The sequence below is a fragment of the Blastopirellula marina genome, from assembly GCF_002967765.1.
Taxonomy (GTDB): domain Bacteria; phylum Planctomycetota; class Planctomycetia; order Pirellulales; family Pirellulaceae; genus Bremerella; species Bremerella marina_A.
Map to the genome: position 1 here is coordinate 447,148 of NZ_PUHY01000012.1, position 16,908 is coordinate 464,055.

At 54.3% G+C, this 16,908-nt stretch carries 12 protein-coding genes; 7 read left to right on the forward strand and 5 right to left on the reverse strand.

All coding sequences use genetic code 11. From position 1 onward, the window contains the following. The first annotated feature begins 913 nt into the window (after positions 1-913). The 5 genes from C5Y83_RS18175 to C5Y83_RS18195 all read left to right on the forward strand — a co-directional run bounded on the left by C5Y83_RS18175 (position 914) and on the right by C5Y83_RS18195 (position 5,029). Positions 914-1,492, forward strand: coding sequence for an RNA polymerase sigma factor (locus C5Y83_RS18175; protein WP_105331903.1), 579 nt, complete (start codon positions 914-916; stop codon positions 1,490-1,492). A 55-nt stretch (positions 1,493-1,547) separates the two neighbouring features. Next, positions 1,548-2,060: a zf-HC2 domain-containing protein gene (locus tag C5Y83_RS18180; protein ID WP_105331178.1), complete on the forward strand. Its 513-nt coding sequence runs from the start codon at positions 1,548-1,550 to the stop codon at positions 2,058-2,060. After that, complete coding sequence (locus tag C5Y83_RS18185) at positions 2,050-3,228, forward strand: hypothetical protein (protein WP_105331179.1); 1,179 nt, start codon at positions 2,050-2,052, stop codon at positions 3,226-3,228. The genes C5Y83_RS18180 and C5Y83_RS18185 overlap by 11 nt, the downstream gene beginning before the upstream one ends. A gap of 140 nt (positions 3,229-3,368) precedes the next feature. Beyond that, on the forward strand, positions 3,369-3,830 hold the full coding sequence (locus C5Y83_RS18190) for a GNAT family N-acetyltransferase (protein WP_105331180.1): 462 nt from the start codon (positions 3,369-3,371) through the stop codon (positions 3,828-3,830). 83 nt (positions 3,831-3,913) lie between these two features. Beyond that, the gene (locus C5Y83_RS18195) at positions 3,914-5,029 is read left to right on the forward strand and encodes an alpha/beta hydrolase family protein (RefSeq protein ID WP_105331181.1); all 1,116 of its coding nucleotides are present in this window, start codon (positions 3,914-3,916) and stop codon (positions 5,027-5,029) included. 33 nt (positions 5,030-5,062) lie between these two features. Here C5Y83_RS18195 and C5Y83_RS18200 read toward each other — a convergent pair whose 3' ends face one another. The 5 genes from C5Y83_RS18200 to C5Y83_RS18220 all read right to left on the reverse strand — a co-directional run bounded on the left by C5Y83_RS18200 (position 5,063) and on the right by C5Y83_RS18220 (position 14,018). After that, entirely contained in the window at positions 5,063-6,790 is a 1,728-nt protein-coding gene (locus tag C5Y83_RS18200) for a mechanosensitive ion channel family protein (RefSeq protein ID WP_105331182.1), read from the reverse strand. A 230-nt stretch (positions 6,791-7,020) separates the two neighbouring features. After that, positions 7,021-7,776, reverse strand: coding sequence for a hypothetical protein (locus tag C5Y83_RS18205; RefSeq protein ID WP_105331183.1), 756 nt, complete (start codon positions 7,774-7,776; stop codon positions 7,021-7,023). Positions 7,777-7,932: 156 nt separating this feature from the next. Continuing rightward, the gene (locus C5Y83_RS18210) at positions 7,933-12,243 is read right to left on the reverse strand and encodes a discoidin domain-containing protein (RefSeq protein ID WP_105331184.1); all 4,311 of its coding nucleotides are present in this window, start codon (positions 12,241-12,243) and stop codon (positions 7,933-7,935) included. A gap of 200 nt (positions 12,244-12,443) precedes the next feature. Beyond that, positions 12,444-12,854, reverse strand: coding sequence for a YidH family protein (locus tag C5Y83_RS18215; protein ID WP_199195070.1), 411 nt, complete (start codon positions 12,852-12,854; stop codon positions 12,444-12,446). Between the two features lie 12 nt (positions 12,855-12,866). Next, a complete protein-coding gene (locus C5Y83_RS18220) occupies positions 12,867-14,018 on the reverse strand; it encodes a fatty acid desaturase family protein (protein WP_105331185.1) in 1,152 nt (383 codons plus the stop codon). 395 nt (positions 14,019-14,413) lie between these two features. Between C5Y83_RS18220 and C5Y83_RS18225 the strand changes: the two genes are divergently transcribed. Together C5Y83_RS18225 and C5Y83_RS18230 are read left to right on the forward strand one after the other, a co-directional pair. Continuing rightward, positions 14,414-15,676, forward strand: coding sequence for a beta-ketoacyl-[acyl-carrier-protein] synthase family protein (locus C5Y83_RS18225; protein ID WP_105331186.1), 1,263 nt, complete (start codon positions 14,414-14,416; stop codon positions 15,674-15,676). Between the two features lie 82 nt (positions 15,677-15,758). Further along, entirely contained in the window at positions 15,759-16,865 is a 1,107-nt protein-coding gene (locus C5Y83_RS18230) for a hypothetical protein (RefSeq protein WP_105331187.1), read from the forward strand. The last annotated feature ends 43 nt before the right edge of the window (positions 16,866-16,908 follow it).

Consider the following 16,908-nt stretch of genomic DNA (forward strand, 5'->3'; position numbering starts at 1 on the left):
GATAAACGGTGATGTACTTTGAATGTACTCAGGGGATTTTCTGATTCGGGCAGATTTCTGCCACTTTTCTTCTCATGACGAAAAGTGACGCCCCGTTACCCCTATATTCCGCATGAAACGCGAAGATTATTGCTTCTTTTCCACCGACTGAATTTTTCATTCATTTTCAGATTTTCGGTTTGGTATCGCGATTCGCATCACACGACCCCCCATGCGGAGCGTAGCAAAAAAGCACACTGTATCGTTTCGCAACGCGCAAAATAAAACAGGCGAGTCATTTTTGAGAAATGAACTCGCCTGTTCTATTCGGGATGGAAGGGGGAGATCCTTCCAACACTAGCCTCTTATCATCCTTTCGGAGCGACCTTAACCCAATGCCTCTAAAGGATTAAGGCCTAAAACCGGTGTGCCTCTTCTTTTTACCGGCCCCTGTTATCCAGGATCCTCTTCTCTGTCACGACCCTGTCAAAGTTTCCGTTAGGACGCTAGACATATATGCAACAGCCGTGCCAAAAAAAATGACTTACCAATAATTGGCAGGCTAATGGTCGTCTGATCTCGTGATTTGTCGATACCCCACCAACAAACCACCCATTTAGGCGGAATAATCAACTTTGACAATTCAAATCGTCCAACAGAGCTTCCACAGAAACTTAACAACCAATTTGGGGTTTCTAATAAGGTTGCCCAATGATGTCGCTACCGATGCATATCGATAGCTCGCCCTGGGGACCACAACGAGTGGTGGCTCCCAAGGGCGGGCTGCTAGTTTTTGCCGACATGAGTCCCTAGACTGAAATCAGCGATTGCACCTTATTGTCTCTGGTAACTGTCGGCTCGCGGAGAAGATGCTTTGTCGATTTCGGAATCGACTGCTCGAAGATACGAATTGCAAGATCCGGATGTCCGGCTCATGCTCCTGGTGCGCGATGACGACGCCGCAGCGTTCGAGGAACTGATGCTGCGATATCAACGCCGTGTCGTAACCGTATTGGAACATCTAGTCGGCAAACGAGATCTCGCCGAAGACTTGGCGCAGGACGTGTTCATGCGCGTTTACCGCTCGCGCAAGACGTATGTGCCAGGCTCACGATTCTCGACGTGGCTGTTCACCATCGTGAATAACGTGGCGAGCAATGCGCGGCGGAGCTTAGCGCGACGGAAAGAAGTCCAAATCATCAATTCGGCTGATCAGTCGGGCTCGCAGCCGGCCGATCCGCTGGAACGCATGGCGACCGCGGCCAGCGGGCTGATGCCGACACGACAACTTGATAAGACCGAAATGGGCAGCATCGTTCGCCAAGCCGTCCAGTCACTTAACGAGCGACAACGCATGGCCGTGCTGCTCTCGAAATTTGAAGATATGAGCTACAACGACATTGCCGAAACTATGGGAATGTCGGTCCAAGCCATCAAGTCCCTACTATCCCGGGCCCGAGCTAACTTGAAGGAAGCTCTAGCGCCCTACCTTCAGGAAGGAACCGTTCCCTAAGAACGGGACGCAAGTCCCTTCGTTATGGATCGCCTTGTAATCTAGCGACGTAGCCATGATCGATCCCACTGCCCATCCCGATGAACAAACCGAGACCGACGAGCTTTTGGCCGCGTATCTCGATAACGAACTTTCCGAGACGGAGAGGGCGTTAGTCGAAACGCGCCTTGCCGATGACGACGCGTTTCGCCAACGCTTGGACGAACTCGATCGTACGTGGGATATGCTCGACTCGCTTCCCAAGGTCGATCTTGATGACGAGAAGTTCGTGCGCACCACGGTCGAGATGATTACCGTGCAAGCATCGCAAGAGGTGAAGCAATTCGAAGAGAGCAAGCGACGCACGGCGACGGCGCGCAAGGTGGGTATCGCCCTAGCTTTGGTCGCCCTGGTAATCGTCGGTTATCTGGTTACCGAGTGGCAATTGAACAGACCGGATCGGACGCTCGTCGAGAATTTGACGGTGATCGAGAACGTTGACGAACTCGAACTGGTTGAGGACATCGAGTTCTTGGAAGCCCTCAAGAACGAAGGGCTGTTCACCGGGGAGAGCAACGATGAATCGTAGTGCCGTTGTAGCCGGCTTTGCGTCGCTCGTTTTATTGACCGCGCTTATCGGTCACGCCCAAGAAACCAAATCGGAGCGAGCCGCACGAATTGCCGCGATGTCGGATGCCGAGAAGTTGGCGTTGCGCAATAAGCTGGAACGTTTCGATCGCCTTCCGGCCGACGAACGTCAGCGACTATTCAATCTGAATGCCCAGCTAGAAGAACGATCCGATGGCGAAGAACTGCGGCAGGTGATGCACCGTTATTACGACTGGCTGAAGACGCTCAATTCTGGCCAGCGGCTTGAGTTGCAAGAATTGCCCATTCAAGAACGAATCGTCAAAATCAAAGAGTTGATGGCCGAGGAGGAACGGAGTCGCTTCTTCAACATCATGAAAGACATCATGAAAGGGGTCAAAGCGGAAGAGTTCGATGCGATTCACAAATGGATCATCGATGAATGGCTCGTGCGTGAAAAAGAACGCGTGCTGGCCAGTGAAGACGAACTTTACCGACATAAGCATTGGCTACGAGAAGGTCTCTCGGACCCATCGCTTTCCGAGAATCGCAAAGTTTACATCCTGTGGTTCAACATGTTTGGCGTTGAAGGCATCCGCGATGTGATGCCGAACGAATCGGACTTCGCCGAACTCAAGTCTCGGCTCGATGCAGAAACCCAGAAGAAGCTGGATGCTGAGCCAGACCGCCAACAAGATCTGCTTGCGGCGTTGATGCGTGCTACCGTTTTCTCGCAGTTCCGCAACCATGTCGACGACGACAAACTGAAAGAGTTTTACGCTCAGCTCCCTGAAAAAGAAAAAGCTCGCTTCGCTGGTTACTCGCCGGAACGATTCGATTACGAGCTTCGCAAGCTGTATCGTCAAGAGAATGGCAAACGGTTCGCGGGCAACCGTCCACCTGGCCCACCTCCCGGGCTTCGGGGCGATGGACGAGGACGCGGTGGTGATGGTCGAGGAGACGGCGGCCGGGGGCAAGGTCCCGATCACCGTGGCGATCAAGACCGTGGGAGCCGTGGTGGTCCTGATCGCCGAGGTCGCGATGGCGGCCCAGGAAACGGTGGACCTGGCATGCGAGGCGAACGTGGACCACGTCCGCCTATGCCTGCTGAAGAAACACCACCGCCGAAACCGGAAGAAGAACCGGTAACCTCTGATACGAACGACTAGTTTCTGGGAAGAAGCGACCTGTTTAGCGGTCGTTTTTCTGCTCCATCCGAAGCGAACCGCATACTCAGCGACAGTGTCCGACGAGGAACCAACTTTTCGTTGTCGAACGCCCGTCGACTCACGTATGCGGAGAATTCTCGATGACTGATGGGGAAACTCCTTTCTCAATAACAGCATCTCATACGCTTCAATCGCCAGAGCAGGTCCAAATCTGTACTTGGCTTCGTGAATACAACTGGCAAGCGAATCACTCGTTTATGGATCGGGCCGCGAACGAGTCCCAGTTCGAAACGCCGCTGCTTTTGCTCGCGCGAAGGGAAGACGCCGTCGTAGGTGGACTGATCGCCAACAAGCGACTGACGTGGCTGCGAATCTCGATTATGGCGGTTGATCCGAAACTGCGAGGGCAGGGGATTGGTAGTCAGCTGATTGCCGAGGCCGAACGCTGGGGCAAAGAGCATTCGTGCTGCTACCTTTACATCGACACAATGCAATACCAATCGCCCGAGTTTTACCGCCAAGCTGGATTCAATGTCGTTGGCGAACTGCCTGATTGGGATTCGCACGGGCACACGAAGTTTTTTCTCATGAAATCGATTTGATTCGCCATAGTCGGTACGACTTCGGTAAGATGGCAGTCCACCCTCGATCCCCTGCCTGACTTTCTGCACGCCGAGTTTTCCCAATGCGTATTGCAATCCCGATTACCTTATTCTTGCTAACTCTTGTCCCGCATATCATCAGCGCCGACGATAACGTTGCCCCGAACCGATTACCGCGTGAAAATCTGCTGATCTATCGCGATGCAGGCAATTACCTACAACCAGTTCGAACAAAGGACGATTGGCAGAAGCGCCGGTCGGAGATTTTGGCCGGCATGCAAAAGGTAATGGGCACACTTCCCGGTGACGAGAAACGTTGTCCTCTCGAAGTTAAAGTGCACGAAGAAGTCGACTGCGGCAAGTACGTGCGACGTCTGATCAGTTACCAATCGGAGCCAGGATCGCGAGTTCCCGCATATCTTTGTATTCCCAAAGGCGCCTTAGAGGAGGGCGCGGTCCCCGTTTCGGCGGCACTTTGCTTACATGGCACCGACAACACGATTGGGCACGGGACCGTGGTTGGACTTGGCCGCCCCAATCGGAATTACGCCGGCGAACTTGCCGAACGTGGTTGGGTGACGCTCGCCCCCAATTACCCGCAACTCGCGAAATACCAGCCGAACCTTGAAAAGCTTGGCTGGGAAAGCGGGACCTTAAAAGCGGTGTGGGACAACATTCGTGGACTCGATCTTCTCGATACGTTGCCGTACGTGAAGCATGAAAAGTATGCCGCAATCGGTCATTCGCTGGGTGGGCACAATTCCGTCTACACCGCCGTCTTTGAACCTCGAATCGCCGCAGTAGTCACCAGCTGTGGTCTCGATTCTTACCTCGATTATTACGAGGGAAAGCCGGAGGTCTGGCAGCCCGGTCGCGGCTGGACTCAGGATCGCTATATGGCCAAGCTAGCCGATTATCGCAATCGCCTCGACGAGATTCCGTTCGACTTTCATGAAATGGTCGGCGCGATTGCGCCTCGATCAGTACTGATTATTGCTCCCCTGAAGGACAGTAACTTCCGTTACGAAAGCGTCGATAAAGTTGCAGCGGCGGCCCGACAAATCTATCAGCTTTACAAGCAGCCTCAGCAGTTGCAGGTATTGCATCCAGATGTTGAGCATGACTTCCCGCCAGAAATGCGTGCGGCTGCTTACGCGTTCCTCGAAGGCTCGCTTGTTGACAACTCGGTCGAGCAATAGCCACGGCCGAATGCAAGTGGGGACGACGTTCGCTTAGAGGACGCTGCCGTTCTGCTGCGTGCTGCGGTTGGTCATGCGAATCCGTTCGCGTGGTAGATACTCGCCACTTTCCAACTCTTGGACATACGCAATCAACTTTTCACGCATTTCACAGTGCAAGTCCCAGGCATCGCCCGGGTTCTTGGCGTGACAGAGTGCGCGAATCTCCATCGCTTCCTCGGAACAACCGGTCACTTGCACGGTCGGTTCGCTCTGTTCATCCCATAGTTCGTGCTGAGTTGCCATATCCTCGAACTTCTCCCGAATCTTTTGCACGTCGGTTGTGTAATCGACGTAAACCTTGATTGGTCGGGTCAGGTCGGGACTAATCTTGGTCCAGTTTTCAACCGGCTGCGACACCAAGTACTGAAGAGGAACGATCAAGCGTCGTTTGTCCCACGTTCGGATCGTGAGGTAGGTGAACTTGATATCCTCAACGTGCCCCCAATTCCCCTCGAAGAGAACGCTATCGCCAATTCGAACTGGTTGGGTCAACGCGATCTGAAGGCCAGCAAACAGGTTGCCAAGAATGGGCTGAGCAGCAATCCCGAGAATCACAGTTGAGACGCCAGCCGACGCCAATAGGCCATAGCCGACCGCGTCAAACACATTTAGCTGTACCAATAGGACCCCCAACACCGCGAAGGCTGCAATCATGGTAACCAAGCGACGTGCAACACTAATCTTGGTCAGCAGCCCTTTCTGAGCACCTTCGACATCGTCGTCGAATGTATTGACGTAGCGATCCATGGTGAAGCTGGTTGCTACTTCCAATCCACGTAAAATCAACCAAGCAATCGAGCCGACGACGGTCAACAGCATGATCGGATTGAGTACCGTGTTCACCGGTGCCGTAAGGGAAAGAAATGATTCTTTAAGTGCATAAATCGCAAACGCCGCGCTCGCAAATGACAGCGGAAGTCGAACCGCCTCAATCAGTCGTTCAAACCACATCCTTTCTTTCTTTTGACGGTGCAGAATGATGTAACTGGTCGCATGCTGTGTGAGGTAGCCAATGGCGGCTCCCAGCATGATGAAGAGCAGCAAAGCAACCCACTCCCAAACCGGCACTTTCCCGGCGAGGCGTGTCTTCGCCCAGCTGGGGATAAAACCTTCGATCCAGCTAGGCCCGAACTCTTCGTAGAGCATCGAAATCTTTTCGACCGTCTGGGGCGAGAACAACCAGACTGGTTCCTGTCCGGCTACCTTAACCCGCTGAATCCGCACACGAACTTGTTTCCAGTCATCTATATCGATCGCTCCCAAACGGATACTGCGTCGTGGCTTGCCGGCCATGGGACTATCGTTGCCGATGCGATTGGTCATCTGACCATCGGGCCGATCAGGCAAATCTTCGATATCAATCCAGAGCCGCTGATTCAAGGCATAGTAGAACTTGCGGGCCAATTCGCCTGCCTGATTGCGTTGCGTTTCGGGGATCAGCTCGAAATTCAACGATTGCGCCGCGTGCTCGTAGTCTTGATCGCGGCAAGCAAAGATGAAGTTCTCGACGGTCGCCAGCGGTGTGCTGAGATCAACTGGCTGAGAACTCTCTGGCACGCCCTCATTTAAGGCTTCAACAACATAATAGTCACCAGCTGCCTGCTTCGATTTCTCGCTCGAAGAATTGCTTTTCTGCTGGCTACCGCTTTCTTGGGCAAGCGCTGGAGCGGCGATAAGAGAAACAACCAGCAGACTACTAAACAATCGATTCCACACCATTCGGCTTTCTCTGGTTTGGGTTCGTTCAAATCGAGAAGGCCGCTACGACCTTTGTCTCCAATTCGAAAAAATGGGAGCAACTGCGCGAACAAGCCTGTCGTAGGCTACGAAGTCAATCGCTCAGGACTTGCTGCCCTCTCGGTGCAAATGAAATGCCACCATCCGAGAAAGTTCCGTCTGCTTACTGCAGATCGACTTGTCGATATAACGAGAGTTGGAAAAAGGACGTTCTACGATTCGCGTCGATCTGAGTGAAGTTTGCAGCGAATCGTGTTCCAGCACGCGTGCCGAACATCGGGACGGAGGTACTTGAGCCAAGTCGGCTTATGTTCTTGGCGTGCCAGTGCGTATAGCCCCAATGCATAGCCGTACATGTTCATGGACAGATAGCCGTTACGCGACATATTCCAACCGCCGTAGGCTCCATTGCTCCAGCTACCTTCCTGGATGACCGAGTTCGAAGTGCAGATCCCTAGTCCCATAAAGACAGTCAGCAAGTCAGTCAACGGTTCGTGATCGTGTTCCTCGCGCGAAACGCGATCTTCCCCAAGCAAGCGGACATGGCCGATCTCATGAGCAAGCGTCGCCACGACGCTCATCGGATCGTTGAGTCCCTCCACGTTCAACTGGATTCGATAGTAGGCCCCATCTTCGACCTCACTGTAAAGCCCGTTGGTCGACTCCCAGGAAAAGACAGGCTGACTACCGCGGGCTCCGTCTTGGTAGAAACTTAACCACAGACAATCGGGATCGACCTCCATGTACTTCGCAACGGTCACCAGCAAATAATGGATCTCATCCTCAGTGGCATGGTAGTGCCCAGGAAAGAACTCGGTTGTCGGCAACACGGTGACCGCACTGCGGAGACGAGCCATTCCGAATTCTTCGATTAACCACGCGAAGCGATCGTCGATCCATTCCCGCTGTTCTTCATTCACGGGACAGATCGGTGGCGAGGCGAAGAAGTCACGGATCCATTTCAACATGGCGAGAATTCAGCTTGGCGAAGCTAGAGAAGAAAAACGAGAGATCATTCAGGATGCGTCATTATGCATCGTGATGCCGTCTCAAGCCAATGAATTGCGCCGTCGGATCCGATCGATGCCCACACCAAGCGGTGGGCATCGTTTTTCTGAGTGGTTCTACTTCGTGCCGGCCTTCGAAGCCAGGCTTTCCAGGTACGTGACCAAGTCGGCAAGTTCCTGAACGGTGACATCGTTCGCCAAGCCAACGGGCATGATCGAGACGTTGTCTTTCTTCTGACCTTCGATTTCGTCTGGGTTTAGCGTGATCTCATTCCCTTGATTATCGCGGATGACGATCTTCTCGGGACCTTCAAAGGTGATGAAGCCCGACAAAAGTCGGCCGTCATCCATCTGGAAGATGTTGGTCACGAACCCTTGCGCGAGCGACTTGCTTGGCAAGACGATCGATTCCGTCAGCTGATCCCGCTTGTAGGTCTTAGCGACCTGAGGCAAGTAGGGTCCACGTGGCGTTTCGTTCGGATCGACGGTGTGACACTTATTACAGGTCAGCTTCGCGAACAACGATTCACCACGCGAGGCGTCTCCCTTGGTACCGACGACGAGCTTAATGACTTCTTCCGGATCGATCGTGCTCACTTTCGGCCCAGTCGGCTTCGTCATTTGCGTCTTTAGCTTCCAAGCTGCGGCCACCTTTCCGGCAGCTGTGGCGACATCGGCATTTGAGCTATTGAGCAGTCCTAGAACTTTCTCGTCTAGCTTACGATCGTTGATGATCATCGCCGCTTCCAGCAGATGCGGTTGGCGGGCTGGATTGTCCCAGCCTGCGTCGAGCGATGACTTCACCGTGCTGGCAACCTCTGGCGACAGCTTGTCTTGTCCGGATAACGTCAAGAGTCCGGCCTCGCCCCAAACAGCCACCGGGGACGATGGTGCTTTGGCCAGCGAATCGAGAATCCCAACCTGTCGGCTTAGCTGGTTCTTGTTTTGGTACGCACTGAGAGCGCTCTTGAATTCGCCTTCTTGCCCATCGGCATGTCGCAGCTTCGACATGCCGCTAAGGGCGGCCACGACGACATCCTTCTCCGTGCTACGGAGCAGGGCAGTGACAGCTTGGGCACGAACCGCAGGATCGGTTCCTTCGGCAGTTGCAGCCGAGGTCAGCAAACCAACAGCTTCGCTAGGAAGCTCGTTCGATTCTGCCACCAGGCTAATCGCGCCCGCAGCAAACGCAGGATCGCTCTTCGCTTTATCGAGAGCCATCTGCAAAGCGCCGTCGAGCTCGACACGATTGCGGCGTAGTTCTTTCAGCAGGAACGCCGACTCATCCGACGCGGCCGAAGCAAGCGTTGCTTTGAGCACAGCACCGATCTTGTCCGATTGCTCCCACTTTTCTGGTTGGTAGTAAGGGCCGCGCGTATCAGGCCGCGTTCCCCAGCTGTTACCTTTCCAAGTACCGTCAATGTTGTAAAGACGGCTAAGGGCAACTAAGAGTCCCTGACGATGGTCCGGCGAAGTGGTTCCCTTCAAGCGTTCGATCAAACCGTCGACCACTTCCGGCTTGTGAATCCGCTCAAGAGCAAACAAAGCGAACTGACGCTTACGCGGGCTGGCCTGATCATCATCAATCACAGTGAACAAGGCATCCGCCGCTTCTAACTTGGCGAGTGCACGATAAGCCGTGTGACGGATGACCGGGTCGTCGCTATCGAGGTGGGGCAGTATCTCGGAGATGTGCCCCATGCTTCCGGTTCGAGCGATCGCAACAATCGACTCAAGTTGGATTCGAGCATTGTCAGATGTTGCCCCGGCAGCAACCGTCATGTCGAGAAGCGTACTGGCGATTGAATTCTCTGGATTCAGCACCACCATATCCGCGACGGCACGAATCAAATTGGCGCTGACATCGGGATCCGTTGCCACCGCGTCGGACACATTCAGCGTCAGATCGGTTTTGGCGTTCTTACTACCCAGTCCTTGCAGAAGCAAATAATAGGTAGCCACCATAGCCTCAGGCTTTTCAATCTTTTGGGCCTGAATCTTGGCCAGTGTCGCATCATCCAATCCTCGGGCCAGCAGTTCACGCTGGGCAGCAAGACGGCGACGGTGGCTGTCGGACTGCATCAAACCGAGCAGTGTGTCCGTGTCTGCTTCCTTCAAGTTTGGCATTGGGTCAGCCTGGTAACCCTTCGGGGAAACCCGCACCAGGTAGCCGACGTCTTCACCGTTATAGGTGAACGTGGCTCCCTTCCAACTGGCCGCGTAGATGTGGCTGTCGGCATCGACGTCCAGGTCGGTCACGCGGGGGATGCCAAGGAATTCTTCCTGGTTGGCCTCGAAGGTGGCTCCCTTTCGCTTGGGGTTGTGGCGATAGATCCAACTGCGTCCCCAGTCGGCTGTGTACAACGCGTTGCCGTAACCTTCAGGGAAGCCGGGTTCATCCATATACAACGCCCCACAACCAGAACCACCACCGTAGTCGGCTAGCGGCTGAATGATCTCTTCGCCGAAGTTCATGTACAGCCGCGGATAGCCGTGATCTTCCAGCCCGCTGAAGTGATGCAGGCGAATATCCCAGCCGCCACCGTCATTCGTGTTGTCGCGGGTGAACCCGTTCATCAGCGGATCGATGGCGACTTCCAGAATGTTACGTGTGCCGTAGCTGTAAACTTCCATGTTTGATCCATCGGGACGAACACGCAGCACGCCGCCGCCTCGCATTTGCAGCTTGCGACCGTCGGCTCCTTCTGCCTCCATGAAACCAAAGTCACCGATCGCCAGGTACAACCAACCATCGATGCCGAGCGTCACGCCGTTCGAGGTATGATCGGCTGGGCGATCCTTGAAGGTAAACGCCAGGTTCTTGATCAAGATCTCTTGCTTGTCGCTGCGGCCGTCGCCATCTTCGTCGATAAACGCACTCAGATGAGGAGGATGCAACACGTACAATCGATCTCGATCCCACACCAAGCCACGTGGAGAATCGACGTCAGGCACGAACAGCTTCACTTCGTCCGCCTTACCGTCGCCGTCGGTATCACGCAGGCGGTGGATTGCACCCCGCTTCAATTCGCGGTCGAGCGAGCCGTTCTTATCCACCGAGACGTAGACGTCTCCTTCAGGAGATGCGGCAACGAAGACGGGATAATTGACCGCCGGTGGGCCGGCGAAATAGGTCTTTTCAAAGCCATCGGGAATCTTCACTTCCGCCAGATCTTGAGCGTTCTCTTCGTCCTTCGTCGCGATCGGGTCGACCTTGACCAGTTCCTTACCAAGCAGGCGAAGCTCACGTACCGAGGCCCAGCCACCTTGCTTGCAAGCGAGAACATTCAAACGAACGTAGCGAAAACCTCCAGCGACAAATTCGTAATCGTAGTTGTTTCCCTTGTTCGCACTTTGGTCGACGATCGTCTTCCAACTCTTGCCGTCGGCACTGCCATCGAGGGTGAATTGATAAACGCTGTTGGCCGATTCCCAATCGATCTGTGCACCGCGAAGTTCTTTCGCTTCGCCCAGGTCGACTTCAAGCCACTGCGGATAGTTACCGCCACTGGCACACCAGCGAGTCCCTTTGTTGCCATCGAAAGCCAACTTAGCGAAGTTGCTCTTGCCGCTCTCTTCGCTGGAAGCCTTGGCAGGCTTTTCCAAGGCCAGGTTCTCAGGAACCATTTGTGGCCCGCCACTGGCCGAGGATGGCTTGAGGTATTCGTCATTCAGCTTGTCGCAAGCCCAGAGCGTCCCGCGAGTCAGCAGCGAGAGAAACTTGTCGTCTTCAACGGTTTCGTTGTGGTGTCCCAGCGTGGTCCCGAAGATACGAGCGTCGCCATATTGGTTGGTCCAAACACATGGCTGTTCGGTCCCCTCGTTCTTCTCCTTAGACGCGCCCAACACATGAGCCGTGTCCCACACCTTGGCAATGTGATAGAGCTCGCCTTGTGGGTTGTACCAAGCTGGACCGAAGTCGGCCATGATTGGATGGTTCGCATCGTAGTTGTATACGGCATGGGGGTAATGGGCACCGTGCTTGTGGGAAGTCACACCACAAAAACGAAACCATTGGTCGGTTCCATCACGGTAGCAATGCATCGCACAGTGAATCACCACACCAGGCAAGCCTTGTTGATGTGGCTTCAAAACGCGTTCAGTCCAGGCAGGATCTTTCACGCCGGCGAAACATTCGTCGTGCAAGACGATGTCGTACCCATCGGCCCAGTTCGGATCTTGATACAGCGGAATCTTTGTATCCGTGGTCGAACCACCTTGTTGCACGACGGTGACTTCGATGTGCGCCCGAGCTTCGAGCCCTTCTTTGATCAAGTTCTTCTGCGTGGTGTAGTCGTGGCAACAGCCACCGGTGACCAGCAAAGCCTTGATGGGTTTCGGTGCGTCGGCGGCGAATAGAGAAGCCGGCAAAACACTGATTAAAGATAAGACGAGCAAGCGGGCGAAAAGCAAGCGAGGGGGTGTCATTAAGGAAAACCTGTTTTGACGAAAGTTTTCGGGGGGAAGGAATACAGGGTGGAGTCGTTTCTACTATAGTTCATTCGAAACCGAACAGCACCCATCTTCTCCTCTGCCAGAGGGGAGCCGATGTCAAGAATCACCCGTTTTCGGGCAATATTTGGGGCACTTTGCACCGGCAGCAGTCGCTTCGCCCACTAGCGGGACGATTAGGAAGGCGAACCATTCGCGCCCGCGGGGACAACGCCCTCGAACACGCTCAACAGCAGATACATGGCCAGCGCTAATCCAAGCAAGGCCACGAAGGCAGAGATGACGATGGCAAAGCGAGTGCTGTAGGCCTGAGGCAGTTGCTGAAATACCATCCCACGAATAAAGCGTGCGTGCTGCCAAGCCGAGACACCGATCAGTGTGGCCCCTAGCAGTACGAATCCGATTCCGATGAGCGAGGAAGCGAGGGGAGGAGAGATATCAGCTCCGGGATGTCGAAGCATTCTTAAGAACAGACCAAACCGCGCGACGAGAAATCCAATCCCGATCACCGCCAAGCCAGTTCGCAGCCAAGCGAGCATGGTGCGTTCGGCCGCGAAGAACACGCGGGGATCTGATTCATCTGACACGAAGTCTATCCCTTAGGCCGATTTGGCCATCTTGCTGGATACCGATTCGGGACTGGCAACTTTCGTTTCGTTGGCTTCGTTGCTCCCTGGTGCATCTGACTTTTGCCCGCACCGAACCCAAAGGTCGGCGAATGCATGCGTGAAAGAATACTCGTTGGTTTGATGATAGGGTGAGCCTTCCGGCAAGGCCTTCATCAATCGCTTGTGTGCTTCCGGCATTGCGTGATACGGAAGTGAAGGGAACATGTGATGCAATGCATGGAAACGCGTTCCGATCGGAGCCCACAGCTCGGTAAGGAGCATCTTGCTTGGGAAGTTAATCGAGTCCAGCAATTGCTCGAGGAAAGTCATTTCCCCTTCATGATTGTGCCAACGATGAGCGACTAGCGTTCGCACGGCATTGACCGTGAGGACGAACACCCCCGTACAGTAACCTTGAATGAGCAACGGGTACGGATACTCGCCAACGGTCAACGTTCCGATGAGCAAACCTAAACACCACAAAAAACAAAGACCTTCTTGAATGCGAATCATGCGCATTGCGTCTTTGGTAGGCAATGGGCGGATGTACTTCGGATCGATCACCATGGACGAGGCGTGCTGAAACGCCCAATCACGGAATGCGGGGCTAACCCAAGTTAGCGGGGTGAGCACGAGGAAACGAAACACCGCCAAAAACGGAACCACAAACCCGGAAGCCAGGAAAGCGAAGATCTGCCAACGACCTTCATGTTCGATTGGCAAGTACTCGCCGTCTTTGTCGGTGCCGTAATGCTTGCGGCGATGATGATCCAAATGCGTGTAGTAGACAAACGACGGCATCAGGAATGGTACACCGACCAACAAGTTCCACACGACGCGGAATGCAGTCATCGTGCCGGTACGCAGGTGAACCAATTCGTGAATGAACATCGCCAAGCGGTAGAACAGCAAGCTACTGACGACAAAGCAGGCGATCTGCTGCCAGCTGAAAAGTTCGCTCTGGCGCACCAGACGGAAGCAGACGATCGCCACACTGAAGCTCATCAGAAAGTCGGTCCAGTAGACCCACGGCTTCGGCTTAAACAGATCGCCGATCGTCTTGCGAGCCTCGGCCATTGAAAAATCGTCGCTCTTGTTGCAGTGCAGCGGAGCCGGGCTGGATTTTGCTGAAATATCGCTCATAGGAGTACTTCAGGTCGAAATTGCGGAACCTGGTGCGAAATGGTTTGATAACCATCCATGGATCGAAATATTTCCTATGCGTCAGAATCGGCAGAACCAGTAGGCATGATTCCGCGAATTCTTGGCGGAGGCGGGGTTTCTGAAGGAAACTAGGGGGTTTATAGCGGTTGCTTCATCCTCACCGACGAAGCTCACTTTAGAATAAACAGATTCCGGGGAATTATAATAACCCACCCTTCCACGATGGCAAAATCTTCCTAGATTATCAATATTGCCACTAAATTTCGCAATTGGCGTTAGCGGTGGCATCAGGCCGATCTAGGGAAGGTAAGTGTCGACCGATATAAAACAACAGTCAATCTTTCGCGATCGCTTCAGGAAAGCCAAGCCAACGGATGCCGTCCTCAATCGAAATTGTGATTACCGGAACCGGGATTGTCAGTCCCATCGGAATTGGCAATGAGGCCGTGTGGGATAGCCTTGTCCAGGGTAAATCTGGCATCGCTCCCCTAACGGAATTTACTGCGCCGGAGTATCCCGTCTCGTTTGGGGGTGAGCTCAAGGACTTTGACGGCAAGAAGTACGTCAAGCCGCGCAAGGCCTTGAAGGTGATGTGCCGCGAGATTCAAACCGGCTTCGCCGCCGCTGCCTTGGCGATGGATCAAGCTCAGCTTCAGCCAGGCAGTATCGATCCTGATCGACTCGGTGTCGTTTACGGCAGCGAAATGCTGTATAGCGATTTCGAAGATCTGCGAGCCGCCTACGAACAGTGCGTCGAGGAAGGCTGGTACAAGCACGATCGCTGGGGCCCTTCCGCGATGAGCGAAACCAATCCGCTCTGGATGCTTAAGTACCTGCCGAATATGCCCGCCTGCCATGTTGGAATCTACTACGACGGCAGGGGGCACAACAACACGATTTGCCTGGAAGAATGTAGCTCGCTGGGAGCCATATCCGAGGCTCTTTCTCACTTACGACGTGGCACGATGGACTGCATGATCACCGGTGCAACCGGCTCGCGGCTCAACATTAACGTGCTCATGTATCGTGGTGACTCGTTGCTCTCGCACCGCAACGACGCTCCCGAGAAGGCCTCGCGACCATTCGACCAAGATCGCGACGGCATGGTCAGCAGCGAAGGCGCAGCCGCATTCGTGCTCGAGCCTCGTGAGAAGGCCGAAGCACGAGGTGCTCAGATTTTGGGGCGTGTCCTGGGTGCTGCTTCGACATTTGGTCGCATTACGGAAGAAGCCGTCGTCTCGCCGACCGCAGTCAAAGCATGCCTCGAAACCACACTTCGCGATGCTGGCATCACCGCCGACGATATCGCTTGCGTATTCGCCCACGGGACGAGCATAGCGGCTGACGATCGCCTGGAAGCTGAAGGAATTCATGCGGCTTTGCCCGGCGTACCAGTCGCTGCCATGAAGAGCTACTATGGTCACACTGGCGCAGCTGGTGGAGCTCTGGATGCAGCCATGGCCGTTCTGTCTCACCAACATGGTCAAGTGCCTCCTACGCTGAACTACGAGACGCCTGATCCGGCCTGTGAGATCCCCGTAATCCATGGTCAGCCACTGTCCATCGAGAAGCCAGTGATTCTCGTCCTCAGCCAGACTCGCCGGGGGCAATGCACCTGCGTGGCAATCGCACGATAGCATTTCGCACAGCCGGAAATTAAACTGTCGCGTGCGTGATCGACGCGTGATGTTCTTTCTGAGGTTGTGTGGAACAACGACGATGCTCAAAGGGTGTGGTCTGGCGTTGCTACTGCTGGCTGGCTTGGTCGGTGGTTACATGTTCTGGTTCGATCAGTATTTCAAACGCCCTGAAGGGCTCATCTTTGGCGGTATCGCCGGGCTGGTCGTTTTTTTCTGCGTAGGTGCCTTGGAAAATGCTTGGCGAGCATGGAGCGATTGGACACTTGTTTCTCGCGCCCAGTTTGGTTCGCAAATGTATCACGGCTACAAGACCGCCGTCACTGGTCGCATTCGACCGGAAGGAGAACCGCTGACCGCACCTTTCTCGGGCAAGCCGTGCGTGATCTGCGAATATGACATCGCACGCCCACAGCCAAAGACCTCGGACGGCAGCAACGACACCACAGGTTCCGACTATGCCGGGTTCATGATGACTCCTTCAAAGATTGATACATCGACGGGCGAAGTCCGCTTGTTGGGGTATCCTTCGCTGGAAAACATGAAAGAACAAAATATCTTGTCGATGGACGCGGTCGCGAATGCTCGCCGGTTTATGGACAACACGACCTTCGAGGACCGATCGGGCTTGAAGATGATTTCGATCATGTCGGTCTTCTCCGAGCTATGGGCGGATGATGACGGCAAAGTCGAGAAGCACATGTGCTTGCGCAGCGTCCCTGCCGACGAGATCCTTCCCGCAGGTTTGGAAAACGACGTGGCTTCGCTTCACCAAGCCATCGCTGAAGAAGAACAGCGAGAACGGGAGGACGAGGCGGAGGATGAAGACGAGCAGTTCGACGAGGGGCGAGTTTTCATCGCCAACCCCAAACTTACCGAGAAGCGAGTCGATGTTGGGGAAGCTGTTGTCGTAATTGGCATCTACGACGAAATGCGACGAGGACTGTTACCTCCTCCAGGTTCGCTAATTCCAAATCGACTCATGATCGGTACTTCGGAAGACATAGAGTCCCGCCTACGTACCAGCATGCTCGGCCTCTCGATCGGTGGCATTCTCTTCTTGCTGCTGGTCCATGCGGCGTTCTATTTTGCCCTTCAACTTCCTGATGCACGTAGACCACCGCCAGGAGACAACAAGGCGGCATTGCAACAACAATTCATTGGTAAGCTGAATCATTCGCTTTTATAATCGTGGCGGTTGTTTTCTTCGTCTGTTCGTTGTGTGGGATTAT